2 protein-coding genes are annotated in these 18,874 nt (G+C 72.6%); both read right to left on the reverse strand.

Features of this window, described 5'->3' with window-relative positions; translation table 11 throughout:
- Positions 1-211: 211 nt before the first annotated feature.
- Entirely contained in the window at positions 212-6,007 is a 5,796-nt protein-coding gene (locus tag LZP97_RS12250; RefSeq protein ID WP_412177618.1) for an amino acid adenylation domain-containing protein, read from the reverse strand.
- 596 nt (positions 6,008-6,603) lie between these two features.
- On the reverse strand, positions 6,604-18,699 hold the full coding sequence (locus LZP97_RS12255; RefSeq protein WP_048773492.1) for a non-ribosomal peptide synthetase: 12,096 nt from the start codon (positions 18,697-18,699) through the stop codon (positions 6,604-6,606).
- Positions 18,700-18,874 lie beyond the last annotated feature (175 nt).

Below are 18,874 nucleotides of genomic sequence, written 5' to 3' on the forward strand. Positions count from 1 at the left end.
CGCCGGTCGTCCTGCGCGTGCACACCCAGCATCATCCACCTCGCGTATCCCTCTTCGTCCCGGCCGTCGCCCCCTGCACACGACAGTGCAGGGCGGCACGCGCCAGCCCCATTAGACCATCGGGGTGTCCGGGGCTTCGTTACGGTCGAAACCGGGAGGTCGGGCGCGGATCACACTCCGCGTCCACCGGGAGGACGACGAGCGGTACGGGTCAGCGGGCACCCCCGATCCAGCGGTCGAGCACGGGACCGATCCGGGCGAGGGCCTCCTGCGACGTCATCTTCCAGTGGGTGGCCTGGACCGATTCGACCGCCAGCGTGCCGGCGACATGCGTCCGCCACTGCGGGGCGCGGGCAGCCGAGGTTCCGTCCTCGCCCGCGGCGAAGAACAGCAGGTCCCCGTCGAAGCGGGCGGGCCGGTGCTCCGCGAGCAGCCGGTAGGACCGGCGCACGCCTTCGAAGATGCGCTCGAGGCGGGGCAGGGTCAGCGCGTCGAACGGGGCCGGCAGGTCGGCGACCAGTTCCAGTGCCTGCTCGGGAGTGAACTGCGCCGGGTCGAGGCCGGCCCCGACGTCGGTTCCGATCGCGCCGAGCAGGTCGGCGACGGTGACCGCGGACGGGACCGTCTCGGTGGGGGCACCCGGTGGGTGCGCGTCGAGCAGGGCGAGGGTGGCGACCTCGTGGCCGTCCGCCCGCAGCCGGACCGCGGCGGCGTGGGCGATGATGCCGCCGAGCGACCAGCCGACCAGATGATAGGGGCCGGCGGGCTGGATCCGCCGGATCCGCTCCACGTACCCCGCGGCCCACGCGTCGATGCTCTCGGGCAGCGGTTCGTCGTCGCTCAGGGCCGGCGACTGCAGACCGTAGAGGGGCCGCTCGGGGTCGAGGTGGCGGGCCAGGCCCGCGAAGCTCCACGACAGACCGATCACCGGATGGATGCAGAACACCGGCTCGGCGGCACCGCCCGGGCGCAACGTCAGCACCGCGTCGAACCCGGCGGTGTGATCACCCGGGTCGCCGGCGGATCCCTCGATCCGGGCGGCGAGGGCTGCGACGGTCGGGGTGAGGAACATCCACTGCAACGACACCGGCAGGTTCGTGCGTTCGCGCAGCCGGGCGATCACCCGCACCGCGCTCAGCGACGTGCCGCCGAGGTCGAAGAAGTCGTCGTCGAGACCGACTCGGAACCCGCCGGCGTCCCCCGCCGGCCCGAGAACCTCGCGGTAGGCGGCGGCGACCTCCGTCTCGAGCGGAGTGCGCGGCGGGCGGTGGTGCCGCGGGGCGATCACCGGCTCGGGGAGCGCCGCACGGTCGAGCTTGCCGTGCGGGTTCAGCGGTAGCGCATCGAGGGTGACGACGCCGGCGGGCACCATGTAGGAGGGCAGGGTCTCGGCGAGCGCCGCGCGGAGGCGGGCCACGTCGATCCGCCCGGCGGCCGGAACCACGAAGGCCACCAGCCGGTCCCCGCCGTGGACGGCGACCGCGGCGTCGCGGACCGACGGCTGGGCGCGCAGCGCGGCCTCGATCTCGCCGAGCTCGATCCGGAACCCGTGCACCTTGACCTGGAAGTCGGCGCGCTCGAGATACTCCAGGGTGCCGCGGCCGGGGTCGTCGCCGTCGATGCGCCAGCGCACCACGTCCCCGGTGCGGTAGAGGCGGGTGCCGGGCGCACCGAAGGGGTTGGCGACGAACCGCTCGGCGGTCAGGCCGGGACGGCCCAGGTATCCGCGGGCGAGCTGCACGCCGGCGAGGTACAGCTCACCGGCCACGCCCGGCGGCACGGGATGCATCCGTTCGTCGAGGACGAACGTCTGGGTGTTGGGGACGGGATCGCCGATGGGCACGGAGGTGTGCGTCGGGGCGGTGACCGCGTGCGCGGTCACCGAGACCGCGGCTTCCGTCGGGCCGTACAGGTTCACCAGGTCCGCCTTCGAGGCGCCGAGCGTGCGTCGCGCCGTCGGGGCGGGCAGTACCTCGCCGATGGCGAGGACGCGGCGCAGGGTGCCGGGCAGCGTGCCGGCCGAGTCCTCGAGCAGCGCCTCGAGCATCGACGGCACCACGTGCAGGATCGTGACCTTCTCGCGGCGGATCAGGTCGTTGAGGTAGGACGGGTCGCGGTGCCCGTCGTGGGCGGCGATCACCAGCCGGGCGCCGCACGTGAGTGCGGACCAGAACTCCCACACCGACAGGTCGAAGGTCGCGGCCGTCTTGAGCAGGACCGCGTCGTCGGGACCGAGATCGTAGTGCGCCCGCTTCCAGGCGATCTGGTTGACGATCGCCTCGTGCGGCACGGCCACGCCCTTCGGGCGTCCGGTCGATCCGGAGGTGTAGATGACGTACGCCGTGTTCGCGGCGCGCAGCGGCGCACGCCGGTCGGTGTCGGCGAGCGGCGCGGGATCGAGGTCGCCCACGTCGAGGCGGTCGACGTCGAGCACCCTCCGGCCCGCCAGGGCGTCGACCCGGTCGGCGGTGGTCGACAGCACGCACTGCGGGGCCGCCGCGTCGAGGATGTACCGGTTGCGGGCCGCGGGGTGGTCGGGGTCCAGCGGCAGGTAGGCGCCGCCGGCCTTGGCGACGGCGTACATCGCCACCACGAGGTCGACCGAACGCCGGATACAGAGAGCCACTGTGGATTCGGGCCCCACACCCTGGGTCACGAGGTGACGGGCGAGCCGGTTGACGCGCGCGTCGAAGTCCCGATACGTGAGGGTGCCGCCGCGGAACACGAGGGCGGGGGCGTCCGGGGTGGCCGCGACCTGCTCGTCGAACAGGTCGACGAGGGTCCGGCCCGCGGAGAGGTCGGCCTGTTCGGCTTCCCATGCCCGCATCATCTCGGCCAGTTCCGCAGAGTCGTGCAGGTCGATGTCGCCGACGACGGCAGCGGGGTCGTCGACGACCGCCCGGAGTATCCGCAGATACCGCGCGAGCAGACGCCGGACCGACGGTGCGTCGAACAGGTCGGTGGCGTAACCGAATTCGATGTCGAAACCGCCCGGGCCGCCGCCCACGGCGTGATCGACCACCGTGACGTGCAGATCGAAACGCGCTGCGTACGAATCGCTCTCGACCGGAGTGATCCGCAGGCCCGGCAGCTCGAGGGCTTCCCGGGCGAAGTTCTGGTAGGAGAACCCGACCTGGAAGATCGGGTGGCGTGCGGTGGACCGGACCGGATCGAGCACCTCCACGAGGCGTTCGAAGGGGACGTCGGCGTGCGCGAACGCGTGCAGGTCGGTGTCGCGGACCTGCTCGAGCAGTGTCGCGAACGAGTCGGCGGCGTCGACGTCGGTCCGCAGGGCGAGCATGTTGACGAACATGCCGATCAGCCCGTCGAGTTCGGGGGCCGTGCGCCCCGCGACGGGCGTGCCGACGACGACGTCGTGCGTGTTCGACACGCGCGCCAGCAGCACCGCGAGGACGGCGTGCAGCACCATGAAGGGTGTCACGCCGCGCTCGCGGGCGAGTGCGCTGATCGCGTCGTAGGTGGTCTCGTCGACGTGCGCCGAGACCCGGTCCCCCGCATGACCGACGACGGGAGGCCGGGGCCGGTCGGTGGCGAGCTCGAGGTGTTCGGGGATGCCGTCGAGGGCGCGCCGCCAGTAGGCCAGCTGCCGGGCCGTGCCCGACCGGGGATCGTCCTCGTCGCCGAGGGCGTCGAGCTGCCACAGGGTGTAGTCGGCGTACTGGACGGGCAGCGGTTCCCACGCCGGTTCCCGGCCCGTCGAGCGCGCGGTGTAGGCGGTGACGAGGTCCCGGACGAGCGGACCCAGCGACGAGCCGTCGCCCGCGATGTGGTGGAGGACCACGGCGAGCACGTGCTCGTGGTCGGCGAGGCGGAAGAGCCGGACTCGCACGGGAACCTCGCCGGTGACGTCGAACCGCCCTCCCGCGAAGGCCGCGAGCCGGGCCGGGGCGTCGGAGTCGGTCGCGTCCTCCGGCCCGAGGTCGAGCGGGACGTCGCCGACGTCGAGGATGCGCTGCTCACCGACGCCGTCGACCTCGGGGTACACCGTCCGGAGCGTCTCGTGTCGCGCGACGACGTCCCGCACGGCGGCGCGCATCGCGTCGACGTCGAGCCTGCCGGACAACCGGACGGCGAGCGGGATGTTGAACACCGCCGAGTCCGGGTCGAGGCGGTTGAGGAACCACATGCGCTGCTGCGCCGGCGAGAGCGGGATCCGGTCGGGGCGCGGGCGCCGCGGCAGCAGGCCGCGCGCGGCCGTCGGCGCGGCCGCCGCCCGGGCTGCGAGCGCCTCGACCGTGGTGGCGTCGAACAGATCGGCGGCCGAGACGGTGACGCCGAGCGCTGCCCTGATCCGGCCGATCACCCGCGTGGCGAGCAGCGAGTTGCCGCCCAGGTCGAAGAAGTCGTCGTGGACCGAGACCCGCTGCACCCCGAGCACGTCGCCGAACGCCTCCGCCACGGCCACCTCCGCGGCGGAGGCCGGCGCCCGGTACGGAGCCGACGCGATCTCGGGCTCGGGCAGAGCCGCCCGGTCGAGCTTGCCCACGGGCGTCAACGGGATGGTCTCCAACGCGATCACCGACGACGGGATCATGTGGGCCGGCAGCCGCTCGGCGACGGACGCGGTGAGCACGGCGACGTCGATCGCGGAACCGGCGGCGGCGTGCACGTACGTGACGAGACGGGTGTCCCCCGTCGCGCCCCGGTGACCGACGGTGGCGGCGAAGTCGACGGTGGGATGCGCGGCGAACGCCGCGTCGATCTCCCCGAGCTCGATGCGGAAGCCACGCACCTTGACCTGGAAGTCGTTGCGGCCCAGGTACGTGATGCCCTCTCGTGCCGAACGCGGGGACCGTACCAGGTCGCCGGTGCGGTACCGCCGGGCGCCGCCGGGAGCGGCGACGAAACGGGTGGCCGTCAGTCCGGGTCGCTCGTGATACCCGCGGGCGAGGCCGGATCCGGTCAGGTACAGCTCGCCGGCCGTGCCCGCCGGCACGGGCCGCAGGCGGGTGTCGAGGATCCGGGCGGCGACTCCGCGAACGGGCCTGCCGATGGTGACGGGTGCCCCGGGCGCGAGCGGCCCGGAGATGCTGGTCATGATCGTGGTCTCGGTGGGGCCGTACCCGTTGTGGAACCGGCGGCCGGGCGCCCAGCGCGCCACCAGGTCCGGAGGGCACGCCTCGCCGCCGACCACCACCGTCTCCAGATCGTCCAGGCCCGTGGGATCGACCGAGGCGAGGGCGGCCGGCGTCACGAACGCGTGCGTGACCCGTTCCCTCCGCAGCAGCTCGGCCAGGTCGTCGCCGCCGTACACGGACGGCGGAGCGACGACCATCGTCGATCCGGATCCGACGGCGAGCAACAGTTCGAGCACCGATGCGTCGAAGCTGGGGGACGCGAAATGCAGGGTCCGGGCGGCGGGGGTGAGCCGGTAGCGCTCGACCTGCTCGGCACAGAAGTCCGCGAGTCCGGCCTGGGTGACCACCACCCCTTTCGGCCGTCCCGTCGAGCCCGAGGTGTAGATGACGTATGCGGGATGGTCGGGGCGCAGTGGACGTACGCGGTCGACGAAGGTGAGCGGGTCGGCCGGGCAGGCGTCGAGTTCCCTCCGGGTATCGGGCTCGTCCAGGACGAGGGTGTCGAACCCCTCGGGCACGACCCCCCGGTGTGCGACCACCGTGAGTGCGAGACGGGCGTCGGAGTCCGACAGCATGTACCGGACCCGATCGGCTGGATAGAGCGGGTCCACCGGGACGAACGCGGCGCCCGCCTTGGCCACCGCCCAGACGGCGAGAACGGACCGGATCGAGCGGGTGAGAAGCACCGCGACGCGGTCCTCGGGGCCGATGCCCCGCGCAATGAGCAGGCGGGCGAGCCGCGACGATTCGGCGTCGGCCTCCCGGTAGGTGAGGGTGTGTCCCTCCGCCGTGAGGGCGGGCGCTGCGGGGTCGCGTTCGACGGCGGCCGACAGCAGGTGCGGCAGCATCGTCGTGGGCGTCCGGCGCCGGGACGCGCGGAGCTTGCCACGGACGGTTGGGTAGACCACCTTGCTGTCCCCTCCGAATTCCGGATCCGTTGTGCGCGTGCGCATGCCGGGTCCGCTCATCGCCGGGGTAGCACGAACTGCCGCCACATCCGCCCTCCCCGGCGGACGCCGCTTCGCTGTCGTCTCGCGCACCGGAACCCCGACGATTCCCGGCGCAAGAGCACTTCGTCACCATTCCACACGAAAACAAACCGTGCCACCTGTTCGTACGTCCAGTAACTAAGTTACCGGCAGGTAGACCGGCATTCCGGACAGCGCCCGGCCGTGCCCGCGCGGCCCGTGCGGATGCCCGATTCGTCGCACGCCGCAGCGCCGTTCCGGAGTCGCCCCACGCGTGAGCGGCGCCCGCAAGCCTCCGCCTCCCCGCCGGGGCAGACCCGTCACCTGTGGTTTCGGAAAGAGACGCGGAACGCACGGCGGGAGACGCCCGTGTCGATCCGGCAATTCGATCCGGCAGTCTCGGTCGCCACCCGGCCGGTGCCGACACCGTCCCCGGTTCGTCCACCGATTGGACAATTCACTTTCGGCGTCCGACGTGACCTCGGACACAGCGGGCGCGCGCAGGCCACGCCCGCGGAATGCCGCACCCCTACGAGTCAGCGCGCGGCACACCCGCATTCCGGGCAGGAACCGTCCGACGTCCAGCCTGCCAACAGCGGTCCGAGACGAGTACACGCCCTCGGCCCGGTCATCTCCCAGTGCGAGACGGAAAGGTCGTGCCGATGCACCTCGTCCGCGACGTAGGGCGCCCAGTCCCGGCCCGAGTCCGCGTCCGGCCCGGCCTGCGACGCGGCGCCGACGAACAGCATGCGCCCCTCGTACCGGCCCGGAACATGCCCCTCGAGCGCATCGAACGAGCGCTCGATGCTCGTCAGGACGGACGCCGACAGATCCGGGTCGATGTCGTCGGCGAGCACCTCGAGACCGTCCTCGACCCCACCGGGTCCGCCACCGTGGCTCGCATTCAGGGCCACTGCCGCCACCGAGACCGGATCGACCGAGGAGCGCACGGCGTCGGGCAGGGAGGAGTCGAGGAGCACGAGCGAACCGACCTCGAGTCCGGCCCGCTGGAGCTGGACCGCCATCTCGTGCGCGATCACTCCGCCGAGGGACCACCCCACCAGATGGAAGGGACCGTCCGGGTGGACCCGCCGGACCTCCGAGACGTACCGGCCCGCCCAGGACGCGATCGAATCGGGGAGATCCGACTCGCCCGACAGTGCCGGGGACTGCAATCCGTAGACCGGGCGGCCCGGCTCGACGTACCGGGCGAGCGATGCGAAACTCCAGGCGAGCCCGATCACCGGGTGCACGAAGAACACCGGATCGCGCCCCTCGTCGCCCTCGCGCAGCGGCAGCAGCACGGCCAGGGCCGAGTCGGAGCCTCCGCTTGCCGCCGGCTCCTCGTCCGCCGACCGCTCGATCCGGGCCGCCAGGTCGGCCACCGCCGGATGAGCGAACACCCATTCGAGCGGGATCGGACGATCGAGTCGGCGGGTGAGCTCACGGGTCACCCGCACGGCCACGAGGGACGACCCGCCGAGAACGAAGAAGTCGTCGTCGGATCCGACCCGGTCCGCGGCGAGGACGTCCGCGAACACCTGCGCAACCGCGCGCTCGACCGGCGTCGCCGCAGCCCGGTAGGACGCCCGCGCGGGCATCGGCACGGGCAGCGCGCCACGATCGACCTTGCCCGTCGCCCCGACGGGGAGCCGGTCCAGGCGCACGATCGAAGCCGGCACCATGTAGTTCGGCAGTTCGTCCGCGAGCTCGCTGCGTAGGGACGTCGCATCGAAGTCCGATTCGTTCTGTGCAGCAACGACATACGCGACGATCCGCGCGCCGGTCGCCGCGTCCTGATGCACCGTCGCGACCGCGGCCGACACGATGGGCAGGCGCAGCAGCGCGGCCTCGATGTCGCCGAGCTCGATCCGGAATCCGCGAAGCTTGACCTGGGAGTCGCCACGCCCGACGTGCTCGAGGACTCCCTCAGCGGTCCACCGGGCCAGATCGCCGGTGCGGTACAGCCGTCCCCCGGCCCCGAAGGGGTCGGCAACGAACCGGTCCGCGGTCACCCCGGGGCTTCCGCTGTATCCCCGCGCGAGCTGCCGGCCCGCCAGATAGAGCTCACCGGTCACTCCGGTGGGCACGGGGCGCAGCCGCCGGTCGAGTACATAGACGCGGGTGTTCCACTCGGGCACCCCGATCGGCACCTGGTCGGCGTCCGCCGCCGTGACCCGGTGCGCCGTGACCGACACGGCCGCCTCGGTGGGTCCGTACAGGTTGACGAGTTCCGCCCGGCTCGACCGGCGGCACGCCCCGGCGACAGCCCCCGGGAGCGTCTCCCCGATCGAGAGCACCCGTCGCACCGAGGTGGGCAGCTCTCCGCCTGCACCAGAGATCAGGGCGCTCAGCAGGGATGGAACCAGGTACAGCGTCGTGACGGCTTCGCGTTCGACGAGCGCGAGCAGGCGGTCCGGATCGCGGCGGGACTCGGGATCGGCAACCACCAGCCGGCCGCCGCATGTCGTGGCGCCCCAGAACTCCCACACCGACAGGTCGAACGTGGCCACGGTCCGCTGTACCGTCACCTCCCCCGGACCGAACTCGAACTCCGCATGCAGCCAACGCAACTGGTTGACCACCGCGCCGTGGTCCACCGCCACGCCCTTGGGCACACCCGTCGATCCCGACGTGAACAAGATGTAGGCGAGGTTCGCGGGATGCAGCGGCGCAGTCCTGTCCGCGTCGGTCACCGGGGCCGCCGAGTGCTGCGACAGATCCACCCTCGAGACATCGAGAACCCGGACCGGCTCCGGCACCACCTCGCTCGCGACGCCGGCGGATGCCGCGGACACGAGCACCGTCGCCGGCCGCGCCGCCGCGACCATGCGCACCAGCCGTGCGGCCGGAAGCGACGGATCGAGCGGAACGTACGCGCCCCCGGCGGCGGACACCGCGTACATCGCGACGACGAGCTCCACCGATCCGGGAATCAGCAGACCGACCCGGACCTCCGGCCCGACACCCACCGCCACCAGCGCGCGGGCCAGCCGGGCGACGCGGTCGCCGAGCTCACCGTACGTCAACTGCACCCCGTCCCCGACGAGCGCGACCTCGTCCGGGCGTTCGCGTACCTGGCGCCGGAGCAGATCGGGCAAGCAGTCGCCGACCGCACAGTCGCCGCCCGCACGGTCGCCGCCCGGACTGTCGACGCGGGTGTCGTTCGCGGCCTCGAGCAGCGCCTGTCGTTCCCCGTCGACGAGGAGATCGGCGTCGCCGACCGCGCGGTCGGGAGCCGAGACCAGTTCGCCCAGGATCCGGACGAACCGGTCCGCGACGGACGCCGCCGCGTGGCCGTCGAAGAGATCGGTGGCGTACGACAGATGCCCGCCGATCCCCGCCGGCGTCCCGTCCGCCGCGTAGCTGTCACCGACGATCAGGTGCAGGTCGAACTGGGCGATCTCCCCTGTGACGTCGACCCGGGCCGCCGTCAGGCCGGGGAGTTCGAAATCGACCGCTCCGAGGTTCTGGAACGACAGGCCCACCTGGAACAGCGGATGCCGCGCCATGGACCGGGCCGGCGCCAGCGCCTCGACGAGCTGTTCGAACGGGACGTCCGCGTGGGCCAGGGCCTGGAGGTTCTTCTCCCGGGCCTGCGCGAGCAGCGAAGTGAAGGAGGCGGCCGGGTCGACCCGCGTCCGGAACACGAGGGTGTTCACGAACATCCCGATCAGGTCGTCGAGGGCTGCCTCGCCTCGGCCGGCCACCGGGGTGCCCACGGCGACGTCCTCGGTGCCGGACAGCCGGGCCAGCAGCACCGCGAAGGCGGCGTGCACGACGGTGAACGGCGTCGTCCTCGTTGCCGCCGCGAGTGCCGCCACCCTGCCGTGCAGGTCCGCGTCGATCGTGACGGGAACCCGGTCGCCCCGGTAGGACTGAACCGGGGGCCGCGGCCGGGTCGTGGGCACCGGCAACTGGTCGGGCAGACCGGCCAGTTCGTCGGCCCAGAAGGCGAGCTGGCGGGAGACACGCGACGCCGGGTCGGTTTCGCTGCCCAACAGGTCCCGCTGCCACAGGGTGTAGTCCGCGTACTGCACGGGAAGTGGCTGCCACGCAGGTTCGCGGCCCGCCTGGCGCGCGCTGTACGCGTGGGCCAGATCACGGACGAGCGGCGCCACGGAGTATCCGTCCGCTGCGATGTGGTGCACCACGACGAGCAGGACGTGTTCGGCCGGGGACAACCGGAACAGCCGCACGAGGACCGGCACGGACCTGGTGACATCGAACCGGGTCGCCGCCGCCGACCGGACGGCGGCGCGGAGTGCCGGTTCGTCGACGTCCGTCGGGTCCAGGGCGGGCGCACCGGCGCCGGCGGGCAGTATCTGCTGGACCGGCACCCCGTCGACCTCGGGGTAGAAGGTCCGGAGGACCTCGTGGCGGGCGACGACGTCGGCGATCGCCGACTGCAGCGCCGCCCGATCGAGTCGCCCGGTCAGCCGCACAGCCATCGGAATGTTGTAGGCCGCGGCGGTCGCCTCGAACCGGCTGAGGAACCACATCCGCTGCTGGGCGGGCGACAGCGGAATCCGTTCCGGACGCGGCCGGGCGGCCAGGGCGGGCGAGCCGCCGGACCCGATGCGGCGTTCCACGGCTGCCGCCAGCGACTCGATCGTCGACGCCTCGAAGATCACGCGCACGGGGACCGACGCGTGCAGCGCCGCCCCGAGCCGGGCGACGACGCGCGTGGCGATCAGCGAATTCCCGCCGAGCGCGAAGAAGTCGTCGTCGAGACCGAGTCGCTCCGCGCCGAGCACCTCCCCGATCACCGAGGCGACGGTCCTTTCGACCGCGGTGGCGGGCGGGCGGAACTCCCGGACGGCCGGGACGGGTTCGGGCAGGGCTCGGCGATCCACCTTCCCGGAGGTGGTGAGCGGGAGCGTCCCGAGCACGGTCACCACGTCGGGCACCATGTACCGCGGCAGCACGCGTCCCACGGCCGCACGAACGGTGGCACCGTCGACCGCGGCACCGTCCGCCGGCACGACGTACGCGGTGAGCTGCGCACCGTGGGTCCCGTCGTGGACGGTCACGGCGGCCTGCGCGATCTCCGGCTGCGCCAGGAGTGCCGCCTCGATCTCCCCCAGCTCGATTCGCAGGCCGCGCACCTTCACCTGGAAGTCGTTGCGGCCCAGGAATTCGAGGGTTCCGTCCGGCAACCATCGGACCCGGTCGCCGGTGCGGTACATCCGCGCCCCGCCGGGGTGCGCGACGAACCGTTCCGCGGACAGATCCGGTCGGCCGTGGTAGCCACGGGCAAGTTGCACCCCACCGAGATACAGCTCCCCCGGCACCCCGATCGGCACCGGGTTCAGCCGCCCGTCGAGAACGTAGGCGGTGGTGTTGCGGATCGGGTGGCCGATCGGAACGGTGCCGGCATCGCCGCGACGTCCGTCGCACCGCAGCACGGTCGCGGTGACGGTCGCCTCGGTCGGACCGTACGTGTTGTCCAGCAGCGCATCCGAGCGTTCCGCGAATCGTGCCGCGAGCTCGGCGGGCAGCGCCTCGCCACCGACGGACAGATACCTGAGCGTCGCCGGAAGTTCGAGGTCGGGATCCGCGAGGAACAGGGCGAGCATCGTCGGGACGAACTCGAGGATGCCGACGGCCCACTGCCGCGAGAGACGGGCCAGGTAGTCCGGGTCGCGATGGCCTCCCGGTGCCGCGATCACGAGGCGTGCACCGACCTGCAACGGGAAGAACAGCTCCCACACCGACGCGTCGAACGTGACAGGGGTCTTCTGCAGAGCCGTGTCCCCGACGCCGAAGTCGTAGCGTTCGCGCATCCAGGTCATCTGGTTGACGACGGCGCCGTGGGTGACGGCTACCCCCTTGGGCCGGCCCGTCGACCCGGAGGTGTAGAGCACGTAGGCGACGTGCGCCTCGTGCGGCGGCGCCAGCCGCTCGTGGTCGGCGAACTCGGTGACCGGCGTCGGTGCGACGTCCGATTCGTCGACCACGAGCACCGGGACGGATCCGGGGAGCGTGCCCCGGTCGTGCGTCGTGGTCAGTACCAGCACCGGCTCGGCGGTGTCGAGGACGTACGCCGTTCGCTCGGCGGGATGCTCCGGGTCGAGCGGCACGTACCCGCCACCGGCCCGGAGCACCGCATAGATGCCGACCATCATCTCGACCGATCGGCTCATGTGGACACCGACCAGGCGCTCGGGACCGACGCCGCACGCGACGAGACGCCGTGCGAGCCGGTCCACCCGGGAGGCGAACTGCGCGTAGGTCAGCGCGGTGTCCTCGAAGACGACTGCCGTCGCGTCCGGGGTGCGCCGCGCCTGCCGGGTGAACGCGTCCAGGACCGACCGGTCGCCGAGCGGCGCAGCCGTCCGGTTCAGCTCGTCGAGCCGGGCGCGTTCCTCCGCCGTGCACAGGTCGATGCCGCCGACCGCAACGCCCGGATCGGCCGCCGCCACCTCCAGGATCGACACGAGCCTCGCAGCGAACGTCCGCACGGTGCCCTCGTCGAACAGGTCACAGGCGTAGACGACGGACCCGGCTATCCCCTCGCGGCGACCCTGCTCGTCGCGCATCTCGGTCAGGTGGAGCTCGAGGTCGAGTTTGGCGCCGCCCGGGGGCGTTCCGACCGGCGCGATCTGCAGGTCCGGCAGTGCGATCTCGGAGCGGGCGAAGTTGTGCACCACGAGCAGCACCTGGAACAGCGCCGAATGCGCGGTGGACCGGACGGGATCGAGGACCTCCACGAGACGTTCGAGCGGAACGTCGGGGTTGCCGAACGCGGCGAGGTCGACCTCTCGCACGGCGGCGAGGATCTCGGCGAAGGTGGCGTCCGGGTCGATCCGGGTACGCAGCACGAGGGTGTTGCCGAACATCCCCACGAGATCGTCCAGTGCCTCCTCGCCGCGGCCGGCGACCTGTGCCCCGACGGGGATGTCGTCGGTACCGGACAGGCGGGCCAGCAGGACCGCGAGCGCGGCGTGCACGAGCATGAAGAACGTCACCCCGTGGTCCCGCGAGAGCCGATCGAGCCGGGCGGCCGACGACTCGTCCAGTGTGAAGTCGACGCTCGCGCCGCGTCCGGTCTGCACGGCGGGCCGCGGGCGGTCGGTCGGCAGCTCCAGCAGGTCCGGCAGGCCCGCCAGCGCCGTGGTCCAGTAGTGCATCTGACGCGAGAGCAGCGAGTCGGGGTCGTCCTCGGATCCCAGCACATCCTGTTGCCACAGTGCGTAGTCGGCGTACTGGACGGGCAGGGGTTCCCACGCCGGCTCGTCGCCCGCTCTCCGGGCCAGGTACGCGGTGGCCAGGTCCCGGGCCATCGGGGCCCGGGATCCGCCGTCGCCGGCGATGTGGTGGACGACGACGACCAGCACGTGGTCCCGGTCGGTGAGGCGCAGCAGGGCCGCCCGGACGGGTACCGCGGCGGTGACGTCGAAGCCGCGGGAGACGAGTGCGGCGATCCGCGAGGGCAGCTCGTCCTCGGTCACGTCCTGCGGCGCCGGATCGACCGGTACGTCCTCGACCGGCACGATCACCTGGAACGGTCCGGCATCGGAGTCGGGGAAGACGGTGCGCAGCGCCTCGTGCCGGGCGAGCAGGTCGCGCAGTGCCGCCTGCAGGGCGGGCACGTCCAGCTCGCCGGTCAGTCGCAGCACGAGCGGGATGTTGAAGGCGGCGGAGTCCGGGTCGAACCGGTTGAAGAACCACATCCGCCGCTGCGCGAGCGACAGCGGAATCCGCTCGGGGCGCTGCCGGCGCCGCAGGGGCGTCCGGGACGGGACGGCGATGGGGTCCCCCATCCGCGCCGCCAGGGCCGACACCGTGGGCGCCTCGAACAACGTCCGCACCGGCACCCGGACGCCGAGGGCGGCATCGAGCCGCGCGACGACCTGCATCGCGAGCAGCGAGTTGCCGCCGAGCGCGAAGAAGTCGTCGGCGCGGCCGACCCGCTCGAGCCCGAGCACGGCGCCGTACACGTCTGCGACCGCCTGCTCGTCGTCCGTCGCCGGGGCGCAGTACTCGGTCGACTCGGGCTGCGGCACCGGCAGTGCCCGCTTGTCCAGCTTGCCTCCGCCGGTGAGGGGCAGGGCGTCGAGCACGACGACACGGCCGGGCACCATGTGGTGCGGCAGCTTCCCGGCGAGCAACTCGCGCAGGTGTGCAGGGTCGGGCACGGCGCCGGCGGCGCCGACGACGTAACCGACCAGCCTGTCCCCGCCGTGCGGATCGGGGTGCAGCACCGTCGCCGCCTGCGCGACCGACGGATGCCGCTCGAGCGCGGCGTCGATCTCGCCGAGTTCGACCCGGAATCCACGCAGCTTGACCTGGGAGTCGCCGCGCCCGAGGTATTCCAGCTCGGCGACCGCACCGGTGCCGCGCCATCGCACCAGGTCACCGGTCCGGTACATCCGGGTGCCCGGCGTCCCGAACGGATTCGCCACGAACCGCGCGGCCGACAGGCCGCTGCGCCGGTGGTATCCCCGAGCGAGAGCAGTCCCGGCCAGGTACAGCTCGCCCACGACGCCGGTCGGCACCGGCCGCAGCCGGGAGTCGAGCACCAGTGCGGACACTCCCGGGACGGGCCGGCCGACGGTCACCGGACGCCCGGGCTGCAGCCGCGCGAACGAGGAGATGATCGTCGTCTCGGTCGGCCCGTAGCCGTTGAAGTACTTCCGCCCCGGCGCCCACCGTGCCAGCAGGTGCGGCGAGGTCACGTCCCCGCCGACCGATACGGCCTCGAGGCTCTCGAGGCCCGACGGATCGACCGTCCCGAGGACGGCCGGGGTGATGATGGTGTGGCTGACCCGTTCGGCCCGGATCAGTTCCGCCAGTTCCGGCCCGCCGACGATCGTGGACGGCACCACGACCAGCGTCGCACCCTGGGAGAACGCGACCATCCATTCGAGCACCGACGGGTCGAAACTCGGCGAGCACACGTGCAGGAAGCGCGCCCGCGACGTCACGCCGTACAGGGTCACGGCGGTCTCGAGGAGCGGGTCGAGGCCGGCGTGGGTGACCACCACTCCCTTGGGCTGCCCGGTCGACCCCGACGTGTAGATGACGTATGCCGCGTGCTGCGCCGACAGCGGCCGTACGCGCTCGGGCACCCCGGCGGCGGATCGTGCCGCGACGGCCCGCGCGAACTCGGGATCGTCCAGTTCCAGCCGGACCGCGGATCCGGGCAGCGCGGAGGCGTATTCGCCGGAGGTGAGGCACACCGCCGCACCGGAATCGGCGAGCATGTACCGGACCCGGTCCACCGGATAGGACGGGTCCACCGGAAGGTGCGCGGCGCCGGCCTTCGCGACCGCCCACACCCCGAGCACCATCTCGTACGAACGCGGGAACGCCAGGGCCACGACGTCGTCGGGGCCGATGCCGCGTGCGGCCAGCTCCCGCGCGAGCCGCGACGACGACTCGTCGAGTTCGCGGTAGGTGATCGTCCGGTCCCGGTACCGGACGGCCGGCGCCTCGGGGTTGCGGGAGACCGCCGCCGTCAGGATCTCGGCAAGCGTGCGGGCACCGCCCGGCGCGGCGTCCGGGACCCGCGTGAGCCGGGCGGCCTCGTCGCCGGTGAGGAGCGCGAGGTCGCCGACCGGCACGGCCGGCTCCGCCACGGCGCCGGCCAGCAACCGCACGAACCGTCGCGCGAATCCGGCCACCGTCTCGTCGTCGAACAGATCCCGGGCGAAGACGAGCTCCGCCGACATTCCCGCCGGTTCCCCGTCGAGGTCCGTGTGCTCGCGCAGGGTCAGCGACAGGTCGAACTTCGCGGTGGTCACCTCGAACGGCACCGCCGCCAGGCTCAGGCCCGGCAGCTCGAGCCCCGCCGGGGGCAGGTTCTCGAGTGCGAGGGCCACCTGGAACAGCGGGTGCCGCGCGGTCGAACGCTCCGGCGCGAGCAGTTCCACCACCCGCTCGAAGGGGATCTCCGCGTGGGCGAACGCCTCGAGGTCGCTGTCGCGGACTCGTGCGAGGTGGTCCGCGAACCCGGAACCGGGATCGATCCGGGTCCGCAACACCAGGGTGTTGACGAACATGCCGACCATCTCGTCCAGCGCGGCGTCACCGCGGCCGGCGACCGCGGTACCCACGGCGATGTCGTGCGACGACGACATCCGGGCGAGGAACACCGCGAGTGCGGTGTGCAGGACCATGAACAGGGTCGACCCGTTCTGCCGCGCCAGTTCCGCGGCCCGCCGATGCGTCGGAGCATCGATGGCGAAGGCGATCCGGCCGCCGGCGAAGGACTGCACCGGGGGGCGGGCGCGGTCGGTCGGCAGGTGCAACTCCTCGGGCAGATCCGCGAGGACCCGCTGCCAGTACCGCGCCTGCGCCGCGAGTGGACTGCCGGCGTCCCCCTCCGATCCGAGCGCCTCGCGCTGCCACAGCGCGAAGTCCGCGTACTGCAGCGGCAGCGGCTCCCATCCGGGTTCCCCGCCGGCGGCACGCGCGGCATACGCGGTCATCAGATCTCGGGTCAGCGGCGCCATCGACCAACCGTCGGCGCTGATGTGGTGTGCCACGAACACGAGCACGTGCTCGTCGTCCGCGACGCGGAACAGCCGCACCCGGAACGGCACTTCGGCGGTCACGTCGAAACCGGTGGCCACCGCGTCGGCGATCCGGTCCGCCAGATCCGTCGGCCGCACCGACTCCGACACCCAGTCGGGCGTGTACCCGGCGACGGGAACGATCGCCTGGTACGGCAGCCCGTCCCGCTCCGGATACCGGGTCCGCAGGACCTCGTGCCGGGTTGCGATGTCGTACACGGACTCTCGCAGGGCACCGACGTCGAGTCGGCCCGTCAGCCGGATCGCCACCGGGATGTTGTCGGCCGCGGAGGTCGGATCGAACCGATTGAGGAACCACATCCGCTGCTGCGCGAACGACAGCGGCACGTGGTCCGGACGCTCCCGCGGCGTCAACGGAACCGACTGGGCCGCAAGGCTACCCGACTCCAGGTGCGCCGCCAACGCGGCCACGGTCGGCGCCGCGAACACCACCGGCACCGGCACCCGGGTCTCCAGGGCGGCGCCCAGGCGCGCCACCAACCGGGTCGCCAGCAGGGAATTCCCACCCAGCTCGAGGAAGGAATCGTCCAGTCCGACGCGCTCGCGGCCGAGCACCTCGGCGAACACCGACGCGACGGTCTCCTCGACCGGGGTGCGCGGCGCCCGGTATTCCCGTTGGGCGAACACCGGTTCGGGCAGCGCCGCCCGATCGAGCTTGCCCACCGGCGTGAGCGGCACCGCGTCGAGCACCGTCACCAGGGCAGGCACCATGTGGGCGGGCAACGTCTCGGCCAGCCCGGCGAGCACCGCCGGCACCTCCAGCCGGGTTCCGGCCGCCGGCAGCACGTACGAGACCAGTGCCGCCTCCCCGGACGGCAGCACCTTCCCGAGGGTCGCCGCGAACTCGATGTCGGGCCGCGCCGTCAGCGCGGCGTCGATCTCTCCCAGTTCCACCCGGAACCCGCGGATCTTGACCTGGAAATCGCTGCGCCCGAGGTACTCGATCGGACCGTCGGCCGCGCGGCGGACCAGGTCCCCCGTCCGGTACATCCGGGTTCCCGGATCCGACCCGAACGGATCGGCCACGAACCGCTCCGCCGTCAGCCCCGGTCGACGGTGGTAGCCGCGCGCGACCTGAGCGCCGGCCAGATACAGCTCACCGACCACCCCCGGCGGCACCGGCCGCAACCGGCCGTCGAGGACGTACGCTCCCACACCCGGGATCGGGGTGCCGATCGTGATCGGCTCGCCGGTCACCAGCGGCGCGCTGCTGGTGGCCAGGATCGTCGCCTCCGTAGGCCCGTACGCGTTGAAGAACCGCCGGCCGGGAGCCGACCAGCGGTTCACCAGTTCCGGTCCGAACGCCTCCCCGGCTGCCACCACGACCCGCAGGTCCGTCAGCCCCGCGGGATCCACCGAGCTCAGCGCCGCCGGGGTGATGAACACGTGCGTCACCGCAGCGGCAGCCAGGACGTCGGCCAGGTCGGCGCCGCCGCCCACCGATGCCGGCGCCACCACGACCGTCGCACCCGCGGAGAATCCGGTCAGCAACTCGAGCAGGGAGACGTCGAAGCTCGGCGAGCACACGTGCAGCACCCGCGCGTCCGCATCGACCTCGTAGTGCCCGCGCTCGGCGGAGATCACGCCGGCGATGCCGGCGTGCGTGACCGCCACCCCCTTGGGGCGGCCCGTGGAGCCGGACGTGTAGATCATCCACGCGATGTCGAGGCCCTCGAGCGCGCGTGTCCGGTCGGCGTACGAGATCGGATGCCCGGGCAACTGTCGGACCTGCCCGGCCGTCGCCGCGTCGTCGAGCCGCACCTGTTCGACCCCGGCGGGCACGGCGGCGGAGAAGTCGTTCACCGTCAGGCACAGGGCCGCGCCGGAGTCGGCCAGCATGAACTCCACCCGCTCGAACGGGTAGCGCGGATCGACGGGGACGAACGTCGCCCCCGACTTCGCCACCGCCCACAGCGCGAGCACCGACTCCAGGGAACGAGGTATCGCCACCGCGACCGCATCCCCCGGCCCGACGCCGCGACCGATCAGCCACCGTGCCCACCGCGACGACGTCTCGTCCAGTTCCCGGTACGACAGGGAGCCGCCCCCGGCGGCGCACACCACCGCCGGGTGGTCGCCGCGCTGTTCCACCGCAGACGTCAGCAGAGTCGGCAGCGGTGCCACGCGCGCGGCCCGGCTACGCGAACGGCCTGGTTCCCGGCGCCGCACCCCCGACTCCCGCCTCACGCGCCCGGACCTCGCTCTGCCCGGACCGGGCTCCTGCGTTGCACTACGGAACAGCTCCTTCCACGCGCGGGAAGAGAAT

Source organism: Rhodococcus sp. DMF-1 (assembly GCF_021441945.1).
In the GTDB taxonomy this organism is placed as follows: domain Bacteria; phylum Actinomycetota; class Actinomycetes; order Mycobacteriales; family Mycobacteriaceae; genus Rhodococcus; species Rhodococcus ruber.